Origin of the sequence: Agrobacterium tumefaciens str. B6 (assembly GCF_001541315.1) — a bacterium.
GTDB lineage: Bacteria > Pseudomonadota > Alphaproteobacteria > Rhizobiales > Rhizobiaceae > Agrobacterium > Agrobacterium radiobacter.
The window spans coordinates 120,773-142,528 of record NZ_LMVK01000005.1; the positions used below are offsets into that span (position 1 = coordinate 120,773).

Here is a 21,756-nt window from a genome sequence, read left to right on the forward strand (position 1 = left end):
CCTATTGCTGCGGGGAAACCTTAGCCGGTGTCGCACCGCATCGCCAGTAGCCTGAAACACATCGCGTTTGACCAGATTGGCCCACAGAGGTGCCGTCAGGACTCCGTGCGCCAGTACATCATCCATCCTCATCCCTGTGCTTGTCACAGGAATCCGGCCGATGCGCGTCCGCGCGGCGGGGAGAGTCCTTTCAGCCCAAAGACTTGGGCTGGCTGGATCCCTGTGACAAGCACAGGGATGAGGAGACGTCATTTTCAGGCTAAAGCCGCCACGCTGCACGAATGGCGACCGGCAACCGATCACCGATCGCAACCGCTTCCCGTGAATAGGCCCTGATCGCCTGCCCGTCCGGCAGATCGAGACGCAGGGCATAACGCTCGCCCTCGTAAAGAACCGAGGTGACGGTGCAGGTAATCCCCTCAGAATCCCGCACCACATCCTGCGGCCGCACCAGAATATCCATCTGCGATGCTGCTCCGCTCTCCATCGCCGCACGAAGCCCCGGCCAGTCGAGATCCCGCGAAGCGCCTTCCCGCAAGGGCACCGTCAGGATCGCCCCCTGCCCCACCAGAGAACCGACAAGCCTGCCCTCCGGCCGCGCATAAAGCTCCGCCGGCGGCGCGACCTGCAGCAGCTTGCCATGCGACATAACCGCGACATCAGTTGCGAGCGCCATGGCTTCGGCCTGGTCGTGGGTAACATAGATCATCGTCGCGCCGGAGCGTGCGTGAAACTCGCGGAAAGTCTCCTCCATCTCCTGCCGCAGATGGCGGTCGAGATTGGCGAGCGGTTCGTCAAGCAGCACCACATCGGGCTCGGTGACGAGGCAGCGGGCGAGCGCCACACGCTGCCGCTGCCCACCCGACAATTCGGCGGGACGGCGATCGGCAAAGCTTTCGAGGCGAACGGCGGTCAGCGCCTGTCGCACCTTCTCGCGATATTTCTCCCCCGAAATGCCGCGCACCTTCAAGGGATAACCGGCATTGTCGGCGACCGACATATGCGGCCACAGCGCATAGGACTGGAACACCATCGCCATGTTGCGCCGCTCCGACGGCACCATGCTGCCGGCATCGGCCAGCACCCTCTCGCCGAGCAGGACGGAACCATCAGTCGGCTGTTCGAACCCGGCGATCATGCGCAGCACCGTCGTCTTGCCGCAACCGGAAGGTCCGAGCAGCGCCAGGAAACCGCCATCACGCACCGTCAGCGACACATCGTCAACGGCTGGCTTCGATCCCGCACCAAAACTTTTCGACAGGCGGTTGAGGATCAGTTTCGCCACGGGACGACTCCTTTCGGCAGATAGCGCCCCAGAATTTCGAGCAGCAGCATGAGAAAAATCACCATGATGACAACGAGCACCGAAAGCGCCGAGGCGAGATCGAAGCTGCCGCTGTCATCGAGGTTGTAGATGAGGACGCCGAGCGTCTGCGTGCCAGCCGACCACAGCAGCGCCGAGACCGTCAGTTCATTGCAGGCGATCAGGAAAACGAGAATGACGGAAGCGCCTGCCGCCGGCCCGACCAGCGGCAGGATTATATCCTTGAGCCGCCGCCAGAAACCCGCGCCGGACAGCCGCGCCGCCTCTTCCAGCGATGGATCGAATTGCAGGAAGGCGCTGACCATCGGTTTCAGGCTGACCGCAAAGAAGGAGGAGAAATAGGCGAGCAGGATGATCCAGATCGTGCCGTAGAGCGTCACGCCGAGGAGCGGGATCGGGGCCGCGAAAAGCAGCACGAAGGAAACGGAAATAACCACGCCCGGAAGCGCATAGGGAATATCCACCAGCGCCGAGAGCAGGAACATGAAGCTGCTCTTGCCGCGCACGAGGAAGTAGGCCGTCAGCACCGTCACCGCCAGCAAGCAAAGTGATGTGGCAGTCGCCAGAAACAGCGAATTACGGAAGGCCGTGCGGGTCACGCTCTGCCGGTAAAGCAGTTCCTCATAGGCATGCAGTGTCGCGGTCTTGAGGCTGAGCGGCACGCCATAGGCGGGCGCGAGCGAACTTGCCACCAGTGCCGCAAGCGGCGCCCCCAGCATGAAGAACAACACGAGCCACAGGGCAAGCTCCGCCGGCACCCGCCACCGCGCCAGCCCAAAAGTCGCCGCCTTGCCGGAAAGGCCGATGATGCGATAGTCCCTGCCCTTCATCGCCCGTTCCTGCAAAGCAAGCCCGGCCACGGAAATGATGGCGATCATGGTGGAGAGAATGGCGATATCGCCGAAGGTGCTGGTGCCGAAACTGGCGAAACGGCTGTAGATCAGCGTCGGCAGGGTAAAGATCGAGGCGGGAATGCCGAGGATCGCCGGAATGCCGAAATTGCCGACATTGGACACGAATGAGATTGCCGCCCCGGCGATCAATCCCGGTGTCGAAAGCGGCAGGATGATATCGAACAACACACGGCGCGGTGAAGCACCCGAAAGCTTGGCGGCCTCGATACCATCCTGTGGCAAGACCAGCAGGCCCGCGCGCAGCGACAGATAGACGAGCGGCGCATGCTGCACGCCGAGCAACAGCGCGATGCCGGCAGTGGAATAAAGCGGCTGCGGCGAACCCATTGCCGGCGCAAGGCCGATGGCCTTCAACAGCGTGCTTGACGGGCCGGTCATGCCGATCCACGACAGCGCCGTCACCTGCGGCGGGATCATCATCGGCAGCATGAACAGGAAGCTCAAGATCGACTTGCCGCGTATGTCGCAGAGCGTCAGCGAAAGCGCAAAGGCGCCGCCGATGCCAAGCGAAATCAGCATGCCGAAAAACGAGGTGGAAAGCGTGTTCAGCGCCGCATCCCACAGGGCCGGATCGGCCAGAAGTCGCCATATGTCACCATTGAGTGACGAAATGATGCCGGTATAGGCGAGCCGCCCGAGCGGCAGGGCGCTGAGCGCAAAAACAACGCTGACCACAAAAGGAAACAGCCAGCGCGGCTGGCTGCTTCCATAGGCATTGGAACGGGTCATTCCGCTTTATCAGCCCTTGGAGCCGAAGATATCGGAGAAGGTCTTCAGGTCCTGTTCGGAGTTCTTCAACGCATCGGCGGCGTTGAGCGGCAGAACCTTGAGCTTGTCGCGGGCCGGGAAACCTTCCGGCATGCCGGCGTCGGCGCGCGCGGGAATGTAACCGAGCTTGACGAAGCCCTGCTGGCCCTTTTCGGAAAGCACGTAGTCAACGAACTTCTTCGCCGCTTCCTCGTGCTTGGTGCCCTTGATGATCGCGACCGGCTCGGTGACAGCAGAAACGCCTTCTTCCGGGAAGACGAACTCGACCGGCGCGCCCTTGGCCTTTTCGCGGATCGGCATGTAGTCGACAACCACGCCATAGGCCTTCTCGCCCGATGCGACGGACTTCAGGACCGCGCCGTTGCCGCCGCCGGCAATGGCTTCATTGGCCTTCAGCTGCTTGTAATAATCCCAGCCGAGGTCCTTAACGGCGGCGATCGTCTGCGCATGGATCAGCGCGGCACCCGAGGTCAGCGGGCTCGGCATCGTCACGAGACCCTTGGCTTCCGCCTTCGCCAGATCCTTCCAGCTGGTCGGCTTCATCGCGGCAGCGGTATTATACATGATGCCTGTCGTGATGAGCTTGGTGGAATAATAGAAGCCATCCGCATCATAGAGCGAGGCATCGATATTCTTGGCTTCAGGAGACTTGTGAGCCAGAAGCTGGCCGGCCTGCTTCATGCGCTCCAGCGTTACCGTGTCGGCGATCAGCAGCACGTCGGCAACCGGATTGCCGGCATTGATCTCGGCCATCAGCTTGGCCATGATCTTCGGCGTCCCGTCACGCACCCATTCAACTTCGAGACCCGGATTGGCGGCCTTGAAACCATCAACGGTCGCCTGCGCGTCCTCGTTCGGCTGGCTGGTATAAAGCACCAGATCGGCGGCATTGGCGGCTGTGGCGATGAAGCCGAGCGATACGATGGCGGTGAAAGCGGAGAGCAGCGTTTTCATGGATCCAGTCCCTGTTGTTCGGTGGGACCGCTAAAACATGATTGCATAACATGTATGTGACAGGCAGGATTTTAGAGGTGTAATCCCTAGGGTTCGTCGGGATTGAGAGTAACAATGCTCCTTGGCGCTTGCGGCTTACCCCCCTCTGCCCTGCCGGGCATCTCCCCCTCAAGGGGGGAGATCGATTTGCGGCAAGGTTTCGCCTATCTCAACGCTTTAGAATGAAGTGGCAGGAGAGCGTCTTGCCGATCTCCCCCCTTGAGGGGGAGATGCCCGGCAGGGCAGAGGGGGGTGAAGCCGCAACCTCTGTAACTGCCGGAAAGTCACTCAAATCGCCGGAACCACCTCGCCCGTAGTTGCCTGCGCGGTCGCGATCAACCGCCCAAGCCGCTTCATGCCTTCCTCGATCATCGCCTCATTGGCGCAGGAGAAGCTGATACGCAGCGTATTCGTGCCGGAACCATCCGCGAAGAAAGCGCGGCCAGGAACGAAGGCGACCTTTTCCGTGGCGATGGACTTCGCCAGAAGTGCGGCGCCATCCATGCCTTCCGGCAAGGTAACCCAGATGAACATGCCACCCTCGGGCTTGGTCCAGCGCGTGCCCTTCGGCATATATTTGTCGAGTGCGGCCAGCATCGCATCACGTCGCGCGCTGTAAGCAGCCTTGATCTTGGCAACCTGTTTGTCGAAGCCGCGCGAGGCGACCCGTTCGATGGCGATCTGGTTGATTGTCGAGGAATGCAGGTCGGCGGCCTGCTTCATCAGCACCAGCTTGCGGATAACAGGCGCAGACGCGACGATGTAGCCGACGCGAAGGCCGGGTGCGAGCGTCTTGGAGAAACTGCCGCAATAGATGGTGCGGGTATTCTCGATGCCGCCCGAGCGGGCGATATCGAGCGCCATGATCGGCGGAACAGCCTCGCCATCGTAACGCAGCGACTGGTAAGCGGCGTCTTCGATGACGGCGATATCAAGCTCGTCGGCCAGCGCCAGAACCTTTTCGCGGTCGACCAGATCGACGGTTTCCCCGGTCGGATTGGAGAAATCGGCCGAGAGATAAGCGAACTTCACCGCGCCGCCGAGCTTGGCCGCGGTTTCGCGGTATGCCTCGGGCGTGCGGTTGCCGCCGGGGTTCAGCTGGTCGTAATTCGGCTCATAGGCGTTGAAGGCGGAAAGGGCGCCGAGATAGGTCGGCCAGGTCACCAGCGCCGTATCCTTGGGCGACAGGAACAGCTTACCGAGATAATCGAGACCCTGCTGCGAACCGGAAACGATGAAGACGTTATCGGCAGTGCATTCGATGCCGATCTCGGCCATCTCGCCCGCCAGCCACTCGCGCAGCGGCTTGTAGCCTTCACTCACAGAATATTGCAGCGCTGCATTGACCTGCGCGCCGGAAAAAATTTCCGCGTAAGCCTGCTGGAATTCCTCTGCGGGGAAAAGAGCCGGGTCCGGAATGCCGCCGGCAAAGGAGATGATATCGGGCTGCTCGAGCAGCTTCAGCAGCTCGCGGATTTCAGACGCTTTCATGCGCGAAGAGCGCGTGGCGAAAATTTGTTCCCAATCAAGCATGGGTACGTTTCCTCTTGTGTCGTTTTTATGCGTGCATCTTTACAGAAATGTCGATACGTCAGCAATACTGACTTATCAGTTTTTCGAATTATTTCTGCCTCCCTGCACATTGCCCGCAACCGACCCCTCCTGAGGCCCGATTTTGCGGACAAAGCCAAATACACCCTTGCGCAAAGCTTCACAATCACACCTTTGCGATTGACGCGACATGGTTTTCCGGCTGGATTGCGCGCGCGCCGCAACGCGGCGAAAGCATCATGGGAGTTTGACGACATGCTGAAAAATATCGACCCGGCGCTGAACGCCGACGTTCTGCACGCGCTGCGCGCCATGGGTCACGGCGATACGCTGGTGATCTCCGACACCAACTTCCCTTCCGATTCGGTTGCCCGCCAGACGACTGTCGGCAAGGTGCTGCATATCGACAATGTCTCTGCAGCCCGCGCCATGAAAGCCATCCTGTCCGTCCTGCCGCTCGACACGCCGCTGCAGCCCTCGGTCGGCCGCATGGAAGTGATGGGCGCGCCCGATCAGCTGGAGCCGGTGCAGGCCGAGGTGCAGAAAGAAATCGACGCGGCGGAAGGAAAATCCGCCCCCATGTACGGCATTGAACGCTTTGCCTTCTACGAACAGGCAAAAAAAGCCTATTGCGTCATCACCACGGGTGAGACACGCTTTTATGGCTGCTTCATTTTGACCAAGGGTGTCATCCCGCCGGGCGAATAAGGCCGGGAACGGGGAATTTCGCCAGCCGCCAGCCTTCATGACAATTTCAAGTTGTTGTGGCAAAAACTTCCACTAGGCTTGAAAAACCAACCGGAGGTGTGCGGATCATGACCCAATATGTCCTGGCGTTCTGGAATGTCGAAAACCTGTTTGCGCCGGAGGGCTATCCGGCGCGCGAGCCGTGGATTGCCGAGCGGCTGAAGAACGATCTGAAAGGCTGGACAGAGGACCTGTTCAGGACCAAGGTCAGGCAGCTCGGTCTGATCATAAGTCAGATCGGCGGTGCGGGACCGGATCTGCTCGGTGTGTGCGAAGTCGAGAACCGTTTCGTGCTGGAGACGCTGGCGGAACATCTGAACGACCTCATGCCCGCCCGCGCCTATCGCGTCGTGCACGCCGATTCCAGCAAGGACCAGCGCGGCATCGACACCGCCTTCATCTACGACAGCAAAAAGCTGCTGATCAACGAAAACGAGATTTTCAGCCATTTCGTGATGCGCCGCACCGGCACACGCGACATTACCCAATGCACCTTCATCACCAAGGGCGGCCGCCAGCTTATCGCGCTCTCCAATCACTGGCCGCCGCGCTCGGGCGGCGCGGTGGAAAGCGCCGGTTTTCGCATGACCGCCGGTGAAACGCTGGGTTACTGGCACCAGCGGATCAGGGAAGAGAAAGGCAACGACATCGCCGTCATCGCTTTCGGCGATTTCAACGACGACCCTTCCGATGCATCGCTGCGCTATCACGCCAATTCCACCCGCGAGCGCGACGATGTCGAAAGCTCGCAATCGGCCATGTTCTACAATCTCACCTGGAATTATCTGCGCCAGCCGGTGGTGGATTCCGTCGGCACGGCAAGAACGATCTACGGCACGCTCTATTTTAACGGAGATGCCAATATCTTCGATCAGATCCTCGTCTCCCGATCACTTCTGAGCGGCAGCAGCGGCTTCAAGGTGCACGAGGAAACCGCGAAAATCGAAGCGATTGCCGCCATGGTCAGCCATAGCAAGAACGAGGGACCGATCCGCTTCGGTCTTTCGAAAGGCGATGCGGTCAAAAACGTCAATCTCGGCGGATTTTCCGATCACTTCCCGGTTTCGGTGGTTATCGAGGAAGACGACGCGATCGTGTGACCGGGAGCCCTCTCAGCCGGACAATACAGAAAAGGCCGGAGCTTTCGCCCCGGCCTTCCAATCTTCCACCAGCAATGAAGCTTAGTTGACAGCCTTGTCGACCAGCTTGTTCTTGCCGATCCAGGGCATCATGCCGCGCAGCTTTGCGCCGACTTCTTCGATCTGGTGGGCGTCGTTGTTGCGACGAATGCCCTTGAAGCGTGCGCCGCCAGCCTTCCATTCCTGCATCCACTCGGAGGTGAACTTGCCGGTCTGGATGTCGTGCAGAACGCGCTTCATTTCAGCCTTGGTGTCGGCAGTGATGATGCGCGGACCGGTGACGTATTCGCCCCACTCGGCCGTGTTGGAGATCGAGTAATTCATGTTGGCGATGCCGCCTTCATAGATCAGGTCAACGATCAGCTTCACTTCGTGCAGGCACTCGAAATAGGCCATTTCCGGTGCGTAACCGGCTTCGACCAGGGTTTCGAAACCAGCGCGGATGAGTTCGACGAGACCGCCGCAGAGAACGACCTGTTCGCCGAAGAGGTCGGTTTCGCACTCTTCCTTGAAGTTGGTTTCGATGATGCCCGAACGGCCGCCGCCAACGCCGCAGGCGTAGGAGAGAGCGAGTTCAAGCGCATTGCCCGAAGCGTTCTGGTGAACGGCAACGAGGCAGGGAACGCCGCCGCCCTTCTGGTATTCGCCGCGAACCGTGTGGCCGGGGCCCTTCGGTGCGATCATGACGACGTCGAGCGATGCCTTCGGCTCGATGAGGCCGAAGTGAACGTTGAGGCCGTGTGCGAAAGCGATCGCTGCGCCATCACGGATGTTGCCGGCGATGTCGGCGTTGTAGATGTCAGCCTGGAGTTCGTCCGGCGTTGCCATCATCAGGAGGTCGCCCCACTTGGCGGCTTCGGCAACGGTCATGACCTTGAAGCCGTCGGCTTCGGCCTTCTTGACGGTCGGCGAACCGGCCTTCAGAGCGATGACGACGTTCTTGGCGCCGGAATCCTTGAGGTTCAGCGCATGGGCGCGGCCCTGGGAGCCGTAACCGACGATGACGACATTCTTGGACTTGATGAGATTGAGATCGGCATCACGATCATAATAAACGCGCATTTTATGGTCCTTCCCTAATGCTTGTCTCTCAGTTGTCTGAACCGGAATCTCAGGCGGGTTTGCCGCTGAGTTCCGAATGTACCTTTTCCGTGCCGTAGAGGGTCAGAAAGGCGACGACCGCCTTCTTCGCCCGGGCGGAAAAATCCTTGTCCGGCGCCTCGCCCAGCAGCATGCGCACATGCAGACCCGAAACGATGAGACCGTAAAAACTGCGATATGCCTCCTCGGCATCATCGAAACGCAGGTACCCCGACCGGCGCCCCGCCTCGATCAGCCCGCGGGCGCGGCGGTCGATCTGGCGACGGCCGCGTTCCAGCAGCAGATCGCCGAGCTTCGAACCGTCACGGCTCGCCTGCCCTATCGCCAGACGGTTGAGCGCCAGCGACACGTCGCCCGCCAGCACATCAAGCAGATCATGCGCGAAAACCTCGAGGTGATCGGCAAGCTGCGGCGCAGACACGCGGTCGCCCGCCTTCTCGAAGGTGCGAACCTTGCTCTGCTGGAAGGTGATCATCGCCGCCAGCAGGCCATCACGATCACCGAACCACTTGTAGAGGCTTTCCTTGGAACAGTTGGCCGCACGCGCCAGCCCGGATGTGGTGAGCGCTTTCTCGCCGCCTTCGACCAATAGACGCAATGCCTGATCCAGAACGGCGTTCTGGCGCGGCGAAAATTCCTGCGCTGTGATCGGGTCGGAAGCCAAGTCTTTTCCACTCCAGGGGCTCGATTAATGTACCGTACGGTACGGTTCGAGCGCCATTTAAGCGGAGGCAGCGTTGGGGTCAAGCGGATTCTTCGGGGAGAATGAGAATTGACGCGGTGCGGTGAAGCGTGAATGCCGGCCTGGGAGCTTTACCAGGAAGTTTTGTGTTGATGGCGGATCGATGACGGGTGTGGCTATACCCCCCTCTGCCCTGCCGGGCATCTCCCCCTCAAGGGGGGAGATCGGCAGGAGGCCCTACCAGCGCTCCATTCGCAAACGTTGAGATGGGCGAGACCCAACCACGAGTCGATCTCCCCCCTTGAGGGGGAGATGCCCGGCAGGGCAGAGGGGGGTATAGCCACACCCACCATCAATCCACTAACCGACGCAGAACCTCCCAACCTACCCAGCCACGCTGATCTCACGCGAGGCATCGATATCCCGCGACGGCGACAACCCGTAAAAGCGACTATATTCACGGCTGAACTGCGAAGGGCTCTGGTAACCGACGCGATGTCCGGCAGTGCCCGCATCCAGCCGCTCCAGCAGCATCAGCCGGCGCGCCTCATGCAGGCGCAATTGCTTCTGGTACTGAACCGGCGTCATGGCCGTGATCGTTTTGAAATGATGATGGAAGGAGGACACGCTCATGCCGATATGCCCCGCAAGACCCTCGACGCGCTGCGGGCGCGCGAATTTCTCGCGCAGCCAGGCAATGGCGCGGGCGACCCGGTGGCGGGGGCGGCCGGCCGCGATGTTGTTCATCAGCTGCCCCCCCGCCGGTCCGGTCAGGATGCGGTAGAGGATTTCCTGCTCGATCAGCGGCGCCATTGCCGCAATGTCCACCGGGCGGTCGAGCAGGCGCATCAGCCGGATGGCCGCATCGAGCAGCTCCGGCGTGGCGGCATTGACGACGATGCCGCGCTGCGCGTTCGCCGGCTCCGCAGGCGGGTCGATAGGCACGCGCCGCATGAGATCGAGCAGCTTTTCACTATCGATCGCAAGCGCGATGCAAAAATGCGGAACCTCCTTGCTCGCCTCCACCACGCGCCAGGCAACCGGCAGGTCAAGCGATGTCAGGAGATAGTCGCCCGCACCGTAATTGATGGTGTCCGTTCCCAGCTGGACGCTTTTCGATCCCTGGATCACCAGTGCGAAACAGGGGCGGTAGCTGCCGTGGCACGGCGCGCTGGGCGTCGTGCGTCGGCTGATGCCGAGAGATTCGATCGCCGTCTGCACCTCGCCGTCGCTTGTGGCATATCGCGCGGCGATGGAGGCGATCTCCTGATAGAGATTAAACGGCAAGGACATAGGGGAATTCCCTTAACTGAAGGAGGAAATGCAGCGGATGTCATTTATCTAGAAAGCCTCCCGGCCCGCGCAAAGAGCACGCCCGCATATTTTTGCAGGATCGTGCAAAAAGGCTGGAGGATCGCTCTAACGCCTTCCCAAGCTTCCGTCGCATATTCCGCCGTCACTTCCCCACCCCCGAAAGGATATTCAGATGGCTATAGCAAGAGGTTACGCTGCGACCGACGCGTCAAAGCCGCTTACCCCGTTCACCTTCGAACGCCGCGAGCCGAACGATGACGACGTCGTCATCGACATCAAATATGCCGGCATCTGCCACTCGGACATCCACACCGTCCGCAACGAGTGGAAGAACGCCGTCTATCCGATCGTTCCCGGCCATGAGATTGCCGGTGTCGTGAAAGCCGTCGGCTCCAAGGTCACGAAGTTCAAGGTCGGCGACCACGTCGGCGTCGGCTGCTTCGTCGATTCCTGCGTCGGCTGCGCCACCCGCGATCTCGACAACGAACACTACATGCCCGGCCTCGTCCAGACCTATAACGACGTCGATCCCTTCACGAAGACAGCCACCCATGGCGGTTATTCCGACTCGATCGTCGTCAAGGAAGGTTATGTCCTGTCGATCCCGGACAACCTGCCGCTCGATGCTTCCGCACCGCTTCTCTGCGCCGGCATCACGCTTTATTCGCCGCTGCGCCGCTGGAACGCCGGTCCCGGCCAGAAGGTCGCGATTGTCGGCATGGGCGGCCTTGGCCACATGGGCGTCAAGCTCGGTGCGGCCATGGGCGCGGATGTCACCGTTCTTTCCCAGACACTGTCGAAGAAGGAAGACGGCCTGAAGCTCGGCGCGAAGGACTATTACGCCACCAGCGACGCCTCGACCTTCGAGAAGCTGGCCGGCACCTTCGACCTGATCATCTGCACGGCTGGCGTCGCCATCGACTGGAACGCCTATCTCGGCCTCCTGAAGCCCAAGGGCAGCATGGTCGTGGTCGGTGCACCGGAACATGCGATCCCGGTCCACGCCTTCTCGCTCATCATCGGTGCGAAGAACCTCTCCGGCTCGATGATCGGCTCGATCAAGGAAACCCAGGAAATGCTGGATTTCTGCGGCGAGCATGACATCGTCTCGGAAATCGAGACGATCAACATCCAGGATGTCAACGAAGCCTATGAGCGCGTGCTGAAGAGCGACGTGCGTTATCGCTTCGTCATCGACATGGCATCGCTCGACGCTTGATCGTTGGATTGGGATAAACGCGCCACATCCGCACGCCGTCACCCCGGACAAGATCCGGGGTCCAGCCAGCCCAAGTCCTTGGGCTGAAAAGACTCTTCTCGCCGCGCGGACGCGCGTCGGCTGGATGCCGGATCAAGTCCGGCATGACGGAGGAGTGATTTGGCGCGCCTACCATAAACACAAGGGCGGGAAGCCATGCTTCCCGCCCTTTCCTTTTATCCGCTGGCCCCTCACGCCTCATCCTTCAGCGTCTCTTTCTGGGTAATCAGCCGCGCACTGTGCTGGCCGCTTAAATAGATCCACAGCCAGCTCCATGCCACCGCCAGCCGCGAACGCGTTCCGATCAGGAAGTAGATGTGGGCAAGCCCCCAGATCCACCACGCGAGCACGCCCTTGAGCTTGAACCGACCGAAATCGATCACCGCCGCGCGTTTGCCGATGGTCGCCAGATTGCCCTGATGGCTGTAGCGGAAGGGTGCAGGCAATGGCTTGCCGTCAAGCCGCGCCTTGATGACCTTTGCCACATAAGCGCCCTGTTGTTTTGCCGCAGGCGCAATGCCCGGCACCGGCTTGCCGTTCTCCTGATTGACGGCGGCCGTATCACCGATGACGAAGATGTCAGCATCATCTTCCAGATTGAGATGAGGCCCAACAATGGCGCGTCCCGCCCGGTCGGCGGCGGCATTGAGCCACTTCGCAGCGGGCGATGCCTGCACGCCGGCGGCCCAGACAACGGTGCGGCAGGGATAATAGGTCTCGCCCACCGTCACACCCTCGTCGCTGCAGGCCGTCACGGGTGTTCCGAGCAGAACCTCGACGCCGAGCTTTTCGAGCGCCTCTTTGGCATAGGCTGAAAGATCTTCCGTAAAGACCGGCAGGACGCGAGGGCCGGCCTCTACGAGCAACACCCGGGTCTTTCGGGTATCCACATTGCGGAATTCCGGCGGCAGCGCCTTGTGGGCCAGCTCGGCGATCATGCCTGCCATTTCCACGCCCGTCGGGCCCGCCCCGATGATGACGAAGGTCAGCAGCGCCTGCCGCTCCTCTTCACTGGTCGCCAGTTCGGCCCGTTCGAAGGCCAGCAGCAGGCGGCGGCGGATTGTCGTTGCATCTTCAAGCGTCTTGAGGCCGGGGGCGGAGCGCTCCCACTCGTCACGGCCAAAATAGGCGTGGCGCGCGCCGGTGGCCAGCACCAGCGTATCGAAGCCGATCACCTGACCCGAACTCAAATGCACGGTCCGCGCGGCCCGATCTATGCCATTCACCTCCGCAAGCAGGGTCGTGACCTCCTTGCGGTCGCGGTAGAGATGGCGGATCGGCCAGGCGATTTCGGATGTCGCGAGAGCCGTCGTCGCAACCTGATAAAGCAATGGCTGGAACAGGTGATGATTACGACGATCTATCAATGTAATACGGACAGGGGCCCCCTCCAGCCCGTGTACCAGTTGCAAACCGCCGAAGCCTCCACCCACGACGACAACATGATGTTCTTGCATATGTCTCTGCCTTCAAAAGCTCGCGCACGGAGCATGCGCCAGCTAACTATAGGCAAAAAAATTGACTTCGGTTATGAAATAGCCTGACCGCAGGCACGGCAAAAACGCCGGACTGTTTCAGCCATGCCATATTCCAGCGCATCCGCCGTCAGCCCGTGACCGATGGAAACCTCGGCCAGATAAGGGATACGTTTCATCAGCTTTGGCAGGTTTTCGACGGTCAGGTCATGGCCGGCATTGACGGCAAGCCCGAGCGCCGCAGCATGGTCCGCCGTCTGTCCGAGCTTTTCAAGAAGCGCGTCGCCCTTTTGCGGATCGTCAAAGCAGCCGCCATAGGGGCCGGTGTAGAGTTCGATACGCGCCGCCCCCGTTTCGGCCGCCCGCTCCACCGGCTCGCGCTCGCCATCGCCATCGGCAAAAAGCGAGACGCGCATGCCGCCAGCCTTCAGGCGTCCCACCACTTCCTTCAGGAAAACGCCATGCTTGCGGAAATCCCAGCCGTGGTCGGACGTCGCCTGCGACGGGTCATCAGGCACCAGCGTCACCTGTTCCGGCTGCGTTTTCTCGCAAAGGACAAGGAAATCCTCGGTCGGATAACCTTCGATGTTGAATTCCGCGGCGGGGAAACGATCGTCGATCAGCGCACGCAGCACCGGCAGATCGGAAAAGCGGATATGGCGCTGGTCCGGCCGCGGGTGTACAGTCAGCCCGCTTGCCCCCGTCTCCAATGCAATATGCCCGAAATGCGCGACATCCGGCCACGGAAGATCGCGACGGTTGCGTAACATGGCAATTGCGTTCAGATTGACAGAAAGTTTTGCGGGCATGGCATCGGGCTCCGGTTCGGAATTGACATCCTGTTTCACGCAGGTTGAGGCCAATCGCAAGGAGGCCGGCAAATTTTTTATTATTGCGGGAACGAAAATAGGCAATACACGTTACGGTTCTGATGTAGCGTTTGGCATGAGGTCTTGATCGGAAAATATGTCCGTCTTGGGGGAACAAGCAACGGACACCTTTAAAAAGGCAGGCACACTGTCAAAGAGCGCGAAGGGGGAGACAATGCAGGATGGCCGGATGCCGTTCGAAAGTCACGGCGATGAGGACAAACCCAATCTAAGGATCAGCAGCTTTCTACCGGATGTAAGCCTGCCCTCCTCCCTGCCCGCAGAACCCGTCCCCATCGCCGACATGGCCAATATCTTCGGGGTAACTCACCGGACGCTGCATTTCTACGAGGAAAAGGCGCTGCTGACCTCCAGACGCGTCGGCCAGATGCGGGTCTATACCCACCGCAACGTCCAGCGCATGGCGGTCATCAACGTCTGCCGCGAAGTGGGTATTTCCGTCGCCGCCATTACCGAGATCATGGAAAAATTCGTCCGTTCGCTCTCGCAGGGCGAGGCGGACGACATATTCCACGCCGCGCTGCGGCAGCGGAAGCGGGAATTGACGGCCGAGCTTTCCACCCTTCAGCGCCAGGCCCAGCAGATCGAGGAGTTGCTGGTCGCCGACGCGGAAGCGGACGGCATGGATGGCGCGGAACGGGCGCCGGCAAAGGACATCGCCCTTACCGACACCGAGCGAAAATGTCTGGAACTGATGGCGGAGGGTTATGCGCCGGTGCGCCTCGCCCGCGCCCTTGGTCTTTCGGGCACCGATCTCAATGTTCTCGAGGCAAAGATCATCGGCAAGTTCAATGCCAGCAACCGTTTTCAGGCGGTCGCCAAGGCGGTTCTTCTCGGCGTCATCCGCGCCTGATCACGATCAGCGAACGATTGTCAGGGTCTCTGCCGCACGGGTGATGGCGGTGTAGAGCCACCTCTCGCGCGAGTCCCGGAAGGCATAGCTCTCGTCGAAGAGAACCACGTTATTCCACTGCGAACCCTGCGCCTTGTGCACGGTCAGCGCATAGCCGAAATCGAACTCGTCATAACGCTTGCGCGTGGACCACGGAATTTCCGTCTCCACATCCTCGAAGGCCGCCTTCAGCAATTTGATCTTGGCCGCACCGCGATCCATATCGTCGTCTTCGGGCCGGATCATCAGGTTGATGCCGGGCTTCACCGTTTCGCGCGAAGAACTCATCACCTGCCAGAGCGAGCCGTTCAGCAGGCCCTTGGCGGGATCATTCCGGAGGCAGACCAGCTTGTCGCCGGATTGCGGGTAATCGGCGGTAAAACCCTTCAGCTCGCGAAGCCGCTGATTATAGCGACGGCGGGTACGGTTGGTGCCGACGAGTACCTGATCGGCATCGAGCACCAGCGACTGCGTCACCTCCGACTTGGAAATCACCTGCGCGGAACCATAATCGCCGCGCATGATTTCCCGGCCTTCCCGCACATCCATGGCAAGATGGATGATCGGATTGTCCTTGGCCTGCCGATGAATCTCCGAGAGCAGATAATCCGGCTCCTGCTCGGTAAAGAAGCCGCCGCCCGAAACCGGCGGCAGCTGGCCGGGATCGCCGAGCACGAGGATCGGCGTGCCGAAGCTCATCAGGTCCTTGCCGAGCTGCTCGTCCACCATCGAACATTCATCGATGATGATGAGCGCCGCCTTGGCGAGCGGGCTCTGGCGGTTGATGGAGAACATCGGCGCAATCGAGGTCTTGCCGGTTTCCTCGTCTTCGACAGTTTCTTCACCGCGCGGGCGGTAGATCAGCGAATGGATGGTGCGGGCATTGGTTGCACCACGCGAACGCAGCACCTGCGCCGCCTTACCGGTGAAGGCCGCAAACAGCACCTCGCCATCGACATTTTCCGCGAAATGCTTGGCAAGCGTCGTCTTGCCCGTTCCGGCATAACCGAACAGCCGGAAAACCGGTGTGCGGCCTTCCTTCAGCCAGCGGGAAACAGCCTTGAGCGCTTCGTCCTGTTGCGGTGAAAATAACATGCGCCCTCATCGCAGGATTCGAGCGTGGTGCGCAACAGAAAAAGAACGAAAGATGAATCGCCTGACGAGAATGACGGCCTCAATGGGCCGCCTGCTTCTCAACGAGCGCCGCCAATTGCTCCGCAACCGTATTCCAGCCATCGAAGAACCCCATCTCCGCGTGCCTGTTGCGATCCTCAAGATTGTTGTGCATGGCGTAAGCCACATATTCCATGCCTTCGGGATGATCGCGAAACGTCATCACGGCCGTGAGGAACGGCTGGGCGGAGGGGCGAAAACCCGCGGTCAGCGCATCGGTGAAAACCAGACGCTCCTCATGATCCACCGCCAGAAAACATCCTTTGACATGCGGACCGAAGGCCGCGCCATCCTCGCTATACCGCGTTTCGAAGGCACCGCCGGGATGAAGCTCCATTTTATCGACACGGCATTGGCCGGGATGCGGAACCCACCACTGTTCAAGACTGGTCCTGTCCGTCCAGGCATTCCAGACGAGCCGGCGCGGCGCCCTTATGATGCGTGAAATCTTCAGGTCGAGATCGGGATTGAAAGTGTCGGTCATCGGTCATTCTCCCCTTTGCTGGACATCCTGTCCTGTTGTGCCATGACAAACTGTTCGAGCCGGTCGGTGCGGCCTTCCCAGATGGCGCGCTGTTGCGAAAGCCAGCCATCGAGCATGGAAAACCGCTGCTTCTCCAGGGAGCAGAACCGGACACGCCCCTGCTTGCGCGTCACGATCAGCCCCGCCTCTTCCAGTTGGCGGATATGTTTCATGAAGGATGGCAGGGCCATGTCGAAGGGTTCGGCCAGCGTTCCGATGCTCGCCTCCCCGCCGCCCAGCCTCAGGATCACCGCCCTGCGGGTCGGATCGGCAAGAGACTGGAAGATATCGTTGAGTGCATCTGAATAGTTTTCCATAAGGCTAACTATCACATCAAGAAACTTAGCTCAATGGATAAGTTTAAAAAATGCGTCGAGACAGGGAATAATTCGTCAGGTTGCGGTGTCTCTTGATGTGCTGGCGGCAGAGGCCGCCCGAACCAAGGAGGATATGTCCATGAAGATCCGCTTTATCGTTCCCGCCCTCGTTCTGGCTTTTGCCGGAACGGCCTATGCCGCCCCTGCGGTCGAAACGGTCAAGACCGCCAAAGGCGACGTGCTGGCGGGCGAAAAAGGCATGACGCTCTACACTTTCAAGAACGACAAGAAGGGCGTATCCAATTGTTATGACAAATGCGCGGTAAACTGGCCGCCGTTTTTCGCAGCCGCCAGCGACAAGGCCGAGGGCGCCTATTCCCTCGTGAAGCGCAAGGATGGCAAGATGCAGTGGGCAAAGGATGGCATGCCGCTTTATTACTGGGTCAAGGATACCAAGAAGGGCGATGCCACCGGTGATGGTGTGAACGGTGTATGGGATGCCGCAAAACCCTGATGGCATGAATGGCGAAAAGCGGGGGAACCATTCCCCCGCAGCCGGCAGCTTCGAAACGGAGATGCTGGCGCTGATACCCATGCTGCGCCGTTATTCCCGCAGCCTTTCCCGTTCTGACGCCGATGGCGAGGACCTCTTGCAGGACTGCGTGGAAAAGGCGCTGGCCAATCAAAGGCAATGGCGCGGAACAGGTTTAAAAACATGGGCTTACACGATAATGACGAATCTTTATCGTAACCGCCACCGCGCCGAGAAACGTCACCCGTCCGAAAGCCTCGACGGCCATGAGACCATCGCCGGCGCGGAGACGCTCTCCGACACGCTGGAGAATGACCGCCTGCACGGCGCGCTCGCCCTTCTTTCGTCCGACATGCGCGCGGTGCTGATGCTGGTGACGGTGGAGGGCTACAGCTATCAGGAGGCGGCCGAGACACTATCGATCCCGCTCGGCACCGTCATGTCCAGACTGTCCCGCGCCCGCGAAACCCTTCGCCAGCACCTGGCGGCGGATAATATCATACCCCTGCGGAGACCACGATGAAACGGCCCGACGCCATAACCGAAGACGACCTGCACGCCTATGTCGACGGACTTCTTTCCGACGACGACCGCGCGGCTGTCGAGGCCTGGCTGGCGGAAAGGCCGGAAGAGCAGGCCCGCGTGGAGGAATGGAGAAAACAGGCCGATATTCTGCGCAATGCCTTCGCCTCCTATGCCGCTGCACATCCGCATGACGCATCGATGCTCAGCCCGCAAAAGAGGGAGCGCGCATGGCGGGCAAAACCGGTTCTCCTGCAAACAGCGGCCGCGCTTTTGATCTTCGTGGCGGGTGCTGCGGCCGGCAGGCTTCTGCCGCCGTCTTTTTCCACGCCGCAGGACGTGACTCTGGCGTCGCTGACGACGGATATTCCGGCACAGGCGAAATCCGCCTATCTCATCTATGCGAGCGAGGTGCGCCATCCCGTTGAAGTCGGCGCCGGAGAGCAGCAGCATCTCGCGACATGGCTCGGCAAGCGGCTCGGCTACCCCTTCACCATCCCCGATCTCTCGAAGATCGGATATGACCTCGTCGGCGGGCGTCTTATCCCCGTCAGCGGCAAGCCGGGCGCGATGCTGATGTATCAGGACAAGACCGGCCGCAGGGTGACGGTGCTGATCGGCCACAACGAGGAAAACCGCACCACCAGCTTCCGCATGGCCAGCGCCGACGGTATCGAGACCTTCTACTGGATCGACAACGAACTGGGTTACGCCGTGTCCGCCGAACTGACGCGCGACGAGGTGCAGGCGATCGCCGAGGAATGTTACCGGCAGTTTCCGACGTGAGGGCTGTTATTTCAACATCGGCCAGAGGCTGATGACGAGAAGCACGGCCATGGTGATATTGAACCATTTGAGCCGGACCGGCACAGCGAGCCAGTCGCGCAAGGCGGAGCCGAAGCCGGCCCAGGTCGAAACGCTGGGAAGATTGACCGCGGCGAAGGCCACGCCGACGACAAGGACGGTGAAGAAATATTGCCGCTCATCCGTATAGGTCGCCATCGCCGTCACCGCCATCACCCAGGCCTTGGGATTGACCCACTGAAAGGCGGCGGCTGCAATGAAACTCATCGGCGCCGACGCGGCAGAACCTTCGCTAAGGCTGCGGGAAGTACCGATCTTCCATGCAATCCAGACGAGATATAGACCACCTGCGAATTTCAGGCCGGTGTAAAGAACGGGCACCGAATGCAGCAATGCGCCGAGACCGAAGCCGACCCCGATCAGCAGCGACAGGAACCCCGCGCCGATGCCCAGCATGTGCGGGATGGTACGGCGGAAACCGAAGTTCACCCCTGACGCAAACAGCATCATATTGTTCGGGCCTGGCGTGATGGAGGTGGTGAAGGCAAACAGCACCAGCGCGACAAAGGTTTCGGCAGTCATGATTTCTCCTTGAGCAGAAACCCTATCCGTCGGACCATCATCAAGCCACCCCGCCGGATCGATGGGCGCGGTCAATTTTTTTGATGGATCAATACTTTCCATGCCGGGTTTGAGAAGTCGGAACAAAGGGCTATTGTCCAATCACCAATCGCTGGAGCGAACCCATGTATGACGACATTCCTTCCGTCACCCTGCCATCAGGAAAAGAGGTTCCGGCCCTTGGCCTCGGCACCTGGAACATGGGGGAGACGCGATCATCCGCGCCGCAGGAGGTCGAAAGCATCCGCAAGGCGATCGATCTCGGCATGACGCTGGTCGACACGGCGGAAATGTATGCGGACGGCAGATCGGAAGAGGTGGTCGGCGCGGCCATCGCCGGCCGTCGACAGGACGTGTTTCTGGTCAGCAAGGTCTATCCCTGGAACGCCAGCGAAAGAGGCACGGCGGAGGCCTGCGAGCGCAGCCTTGCAAGGCTCGGCACCGACCATATCGACCTCTATTTGCTGCACTGGCGTGGCGAGCACCCGCTTGCAGAAACCGTGGCGGCTTTCGAAAGGCTGAAGCGCGACGGCAAGATCGGCGACTGGGGCGTCTCCAATTTCGACAGCGACGACATGGAGGAGCTTTTCGCGGTTCCTGACGGCAAGAACTGCGCCGCCAATCAGGTGCTATACAACCTGTCCCGACGCGGGCCGGAGTTTTCACTGCTGCCGTGGTGCCAGGAGCATGGCGTGCCGCTGATGGCCTATTCCCCGATCGAACAGGGCCGCATTTTGAAGAACCATGAACTCATCCGCATCGCCAAGGCCTATCAGGCAACCCCGGCCCAGCTGGCGCTCGCCTTTCTGCTGGAAAGGGACGGCGTCATCGCCATTCCGAAATCCGCCAGCATCGCGCGGGTCGAGGAAAACCGCGGTGCGACGGATCTTGAAATAACCGATGAAGACTGGGCGGCGCTCGATGCCGCCTTCCCGCCACCGACGCGCAGAACCGCGCTGGAAATGCTTTGATATAACAGTACGTTAAGAGACTGTCCGGAATCTGTCGATCAGGCAGTTGAATCGGAATGTGAGCAAAGCAATTGTGCCACCGCCACGGCAGGCCGCACTTGAAAAAAACGGCGCGGAAAGCCGCGCCGTTGTGTCCAAAAAGCACCGCTCCGTTACGGTATACGCCGCTCATATTCTTCTTTCAGTCCCAGCCATGTATCCCAGAACGGCCCCGGCTCCTTCTCCTGAAGACGGGCGGCGAGAATGTCGAGATGCACATGCCAGCCAGCGCTGACGTCAAGCCTCGTCCTCCTGTCGGCAAGCCGGCGATGAACCAGCGTCAGCAGCACATCCTTGCCAAGAGCCTGAAGTTCGATCGAGACCTCGCCACCTTCGCCCCAACTAAAGACGAGACGGTGCGGTGGAACCACGGTAATGATGCGGGAGGCCATACGGTCTTCTTCGGAAAAGCCTTCCGGGCGCCGGCCCGGCGGATCGGAAAGCTCATCGTTGCGCCACACCAGTTCGAACGGCGCATCCGGCGCAAGCCGCATTTCACCGGACGCCAGCCAGCGGCGGCGAAGTTCACTTTGTGTCAGATAGGCCCAGACCCGGTCGATCGGTCCCGGCAGCAGCCGTTCGATCTTCAGGGTCGTCGGCTCGACGAGACGGCCATAGGCGTCAGGCATTGCAATATCAGCCATTGTCATTTCCTCCATCTGCAGGGATTTTTCCCTGATCATCCTCCCTGAGCATCTGCTCAAGAATATCGAGGCGACTGCCCCAGAACTGCCGGTAGAAATCCAGCCATTCATGCGCTTCCGCCAACCGTTCCGGCGAAAGGCGGCAGACATGGGTGCGCCCCCTCACCTCACGGCGGATGAGCCCGGCATTTTCCAGCGCCTTGATGTGCTTTGAAGCCGCAGCGAGCGATATGTCGAACGGCTGGGCCAGCTGGCTTACCGTGCGCTCGCCGCGGGACAGATCACGCAGCATCGTGCGTCGCGTGGCATCGCCAAGAGCATGAAAGACGGTGTCGAGATGTGAAGCAGATAATTCAACCATGTTGTTGAATATAGACTGCCGATCCAGAAAGTCAACCATACGGTTGAATGTTGGATCGAGCGGAACAACGCCATAAAAAACGTATGGCCCGCCCGTCTGCAAGAGGATTATACGGTGTTCTGATCAGTCTGCGTCAACGTATACGGTCTCATGGGTAACTCCCATGGCCAAGATGGACATCCGCACGTTCAGAGCCCCATA

General features: G+C 60.3%; 23 protein-coding genes. 8 read left to right on the forward strand and 15 right to left on the reverse strand.

Going from position 1 to position 21,756, the window contains the following annotated elements:
* Positions 1-259: 259 nt before the first annotated feature.
* The 4 genes from ASB65_RS06405 to ASB65_RS06420 form a co-directional block, all read right to left on the reverse strand.
* Positions 260-1,285 carry an ABC transporter ATP-binding protein gene (locus ASB65_RS06405; protein WP_060723367.1) on the reverse strand — a complete coding sequence of 342 codons (1,026 nt, stop codon included), beginning with the start codon at positions 1,283-1,285 and terminating at the stop codon, positions 260-262.
* Complete coding sequence (locus ASB65_RS06410; RefSeq protein ID WP_060723368.1) at positions 1,273-2,967, reverse strand: ABC transporter permease; 1,695 nt, start codon at positions 2,965-2,967, stop codon at positions 1,273-1,275. Before ASB65_RS06410 ends, ASB65_RS06405 begins: the two co-directional genes overlap by 13 nt.
* A 9-nt stretch (positions 2,968-2,976) precedes the next feature.
* Positions 2,977-3,960, reverse strand: coding sequence for an ABC transporter substrate-binding protein (locus ASB65_RS06415; protein WP_060723369.1), 984 nt, complete (start codon positions 3,958-3,960; stop codon positions 2,977-2,979).
* Positions 3,961-4,287: 327 nt separating this feature from the next.
* The gene (locus ASB65_RS06420) at positions 4,288-5,532 is read right to left on the reverse strand and encodes a PLP-dependent aminotransferase family protein (protein ID WP_060723370.1); all 1,245 of its coding nucleotides are present in this window, start codon (positions 5,530-5,532) and stop codon (positions 4,288-4,290) included.
* Positions 5,533-5,805: 273 nt separating this feature from the next.
* On the opposite strand from ASB65_RS06420, the gene ASB65_RS06425 reads away from it, so the two are divergent.
* Both ASB65_RS06425 and ASB65_RS06430 read left to right on the forward strand, forming a co-directional pair.
* Positions 5,806-6,258, forward strand: a complete 453-nt coding sequence (locus ASB65_RS06425; RefSeq protein WP_060723371.1) for an RbsD/FucU family protein — start codon at positions 5,806-5,808, stop codon at positions 6,256-6,258.
* Positions 6,259-6,365: 107 nt separating this feature from the next.
* Positions 6,366-7,397 carry an endonuclease/exonuclease/phosphatase family protein gene (locus tag ASB65_RS06430; protein WP_060723372.1) on the forward strand — a complete coding sequence of 344 codons (1,032 nt, stop codon included), beginning with the start codon at positions 6,366-6,368 and terminating at the stop codon, positions 7,395-7,397.
* A gap of 81 nt (positions 7,398-7,478) precedes the next feature.
* On the opposite strand, the gene ilvC is transcribed toward ASB65_RS06430, so the two are convergent.
* From ilvC to ASB65_RS06445, 3 genes are all read right to left on the reverse strand, one after another.
* Positions 7,479-8,498 (reverse strand): ketol-acid reductoisomerase, encoded by a 1,020-nt coding sequence (gene ilvC, locus ASB65_RS06435; protein WP_060723373.1) that lies wholly within the window; start codon positions 8,496-8,498, stop codon positions 7,479-7,481.
* 49 nt (positions 8,499-8,547) lie between these two features.
* Positions 8,548-9,201, reverse strand: a complete 654-nt coding sequence (locus tag ASB65_RS06440; RefSeq protein WP_060723374.1) for a TetR/AcrR family transcriptional regulator — start codon at positions 9,199-9,201, stop codon at positions 8,548-8,550.
* A gap of 402 nt (positions 9,202-9,603) precedes the next feature.
* On the reverse strand, positions 9,604-10,512 hold the full coding sequence (locus tag ASB65_RS06445; protein ID WP_060723375.1) for an AraC family transcriptional regulator: 909 nt from the start codon (positions 10,510-10,512) through the stop codon (positions 9,604-9,606).
* A gap of 193 nt (positions 10,513-10,705) precedes the next feature.
* Between ASB65_RS06445 and ASB65_RS06450 the strand changes: the two genes are divergently transcribed.
* Complete coding sequence (locus ASB65_RS06450; RefSeq protein ID WP_060723376.1) at positions 10,706-11,752, forward strand: NAD(P)-dependent alcohol dehydrogenase; 1,047 nt, start codon at positions 10,706-10,708, stop codon at positions 11,750-11,752.
* Positions 11,753-11,982: 230 nt separating this feature from the next.
* Here the strand turns inward: ASB65_RS06450 and ASB65_RS06455 are convergent, their stop codons facing one another.
* Both ASB65_RS06455 and ASB65_RS06460 read right to left on the reverse strand, forming a co-directional pair.
* Entirely contained in the window at positions 11,983-13,248 is a 1,266-nt protein-coding gene (locus ASB65_RS06455) for an NAD(P)/FAD-dependent oxidoreductase (protein WP_060723377.1), read from the reverse strand.
* Between the two features lie 71 nt (positions 13,249-13,319).
* Complete coding sequence (locus ASB65_RS06460) at positions 13,320-14,075, reverse strand: pyridoxine 5'-phosphate synthase (RefSeq protein WP_003507574.1); 756 nt, start codon at positions 14,073-14,075, stop codon at positions 13,320-13,322.
* Between the two features lie 235 nt (positions 14,076-14,310).
* Here ASB65_RS06460 and ASB65_RS06465 point away from each other — a divergent pair, with 235 nt between their 5' ends.
* The gene (locus tag ASB65_RS06465) at positions 14,311-15,009 is read left to right on the forward strand and encodes a MerR family transcriptional regulator (RefSeq protein ID WP_060723385.1); all 699 of its coding nucleotides are present in this window, start codon (positions 14,311-14,313) and stop codon (positions 15,007-15,009) included.
* Between the two features lie 6 nt (positions 15,010-15,015).
* On the opposite strand, the gene ASB65_RS06470 is transcribed toward ASB65_RS06465, so the two are convergent.
* The 3 genes from ASB65_RS06470 to ASB65_RS06480 all read right to left on the reverse strand — a co-directional run bounded on the left by ASB65_RS06470 (position 15,016) and on the right by ASB65_RS06480 (position 17,061).
* Positions 15,016-16,143: an ATP-dependent DNA helicase gene (locus ASB65_RS06470; protein ID WP_003507572.1), complete on the reverse strand. Its 1,128-nt coding sequence runs from the start codon at positions 16,141-16,143 to the stop codon at positions 15,016-15,018.
* A 79-nt stretch (positions 16,144-16,222) separates the two neighbouring features.
* Complete coding sequence (locus ASB65_RS06475; RefSeq protein WP_060723378.1) at positions 16,223-16,705, reverse strand: SRPBCC family protein; 483 nt, start codon at positions 16,703-16,705, stop codon at positions 16,223-16,225.
* Entirely contained in the window at positions 16,702-17,061 is a 360-nt protein-coding gene (locus tag ASB65_RS06480) for an ArsR/SmtB family transcription factor (RefSeq protein ID WP_003507570.1), read from the reverse strand. The genes ASB65_RS06475 and ASB65_RS06480 overlap by 4 nt, the downstream gene beginning before the upstream one ends.
* 133 nt (positions 17,062-17,194) lie before the next feature.
* On the opposite strand from ASB65_RS06480, the gene ASB65_RS06485 reads away from it, so the two are divergent.
* From ASB65_RS06485 to ASB65_RS06495, 3 genes are read left to right on the forward strand one after another with little or no spacing between them, the layout of a single operon-like run.
* Positions 17,195-17,575, forward strand: a complete 381-nt coding sequence (locus ASB65_RS06485) for a hypothetical protein (protein ID WP_077998921.1) — start codon at positions 17,195-17,197, stop codon at positions 17,573-17,575.
* Positions 17,559-18,116, forward strand: coding sequence for an RNA polymerase sigma factor (locus ASB65_RS06490; protein ID WP_060723379.1), 558 nt, complete (start codon positions 17,559-17,561; stop codon positions 18,114-18,116). Before ASB65_RS06485 ends, ASB65_RS06490 begins: the two co-directional genes overlap by 17 nt.
* Positions 18,113-18,901 (forward strand): anti-sigma factor family protein, encoded by a 789-nt coding sequence (locus ASB65_RS06495; protein ID WP_060723380.1) that lies wholly within the window; start codon positions 18,113-18,115, stop codon positions 18,899-18,901. The genes ASB65_RS06490 and ASB65_RS06495 overlap by 4 nt, the downstream gene beginning before the upstream one ends.
* A gap of 6 nt (positions 18,902-18,907) precedes the next feature.
* Here ASB65_RS06495 and ASB65_RS06500 read toward each other — a convergent pair whose 3' ends face one another.
* The gene (locus ASB65_RS06500) at positions 18,908-19,501 is read right to left on the reverse strand and encodes a LysE family translocator (protein WP_026363426.1); all 594 of its coding nucleotides are present in this window, start codon (positions 19,499-19,501) and stop codon (positions 18,908-18,910) included.
* A 164-nt stretch (positions 19,502-19,665) separates the two neighbouring features.
* Here ASB65_RS06500 and ASB65_RS06505 point away from each other — a divergent pair, with 164 nt between their 5' ends.
* Positions 19,666-20,511 carry an aldo/keto reductase gene (locus ASB65_RS06505; protein ID WP_060723381.1) on the forward strand — a complete coding sequence of 282 codons (846 nt, stop codon included), beginning with the start codon at positions 19,666-19,668 and terminating at the stop codon, positions 20,509-20,511.
* Between the two features lie 152 nt (positions 20,512-20,663).
* Here ASB65_RS06505 and ASB65_RS06510 read toward each other — a convergent pair whose 3' ends face one another.
* Together ASB65_RS06510 and ASB65_RS06515 are read right to left on the reverse strand one after the other, a co-directional pair.
* The gene (locus ASB65_RS06510) at positions 20,664-21,194 is read right to left on the reverse strand and encodes an SRPBCC family protein (RefSeq protein WP_003507564.1); all 531 of its coding nucleotides are present in this window, start codon (positions 21,192-21,194) and stop codon (positions 20,664-20,666) included.
* Positions 21,187-21,555, reverse strand: coding sequence for an ArsR/SmtB family transcription factor (locus ASB65_RS06515; protein WP_026363425.1), 369 nt, complete (start codon positions 21,553-21,555; stop codon positions 21,187-21,189). The genes ASB65_RS06510 and ASB65_RS06515 overlap by 8 nt, the downstream gene beginning before the upstream one ends.
* Between the last annotated feature and the right edge of the window lie 201 nt (positions 21,556-21,756).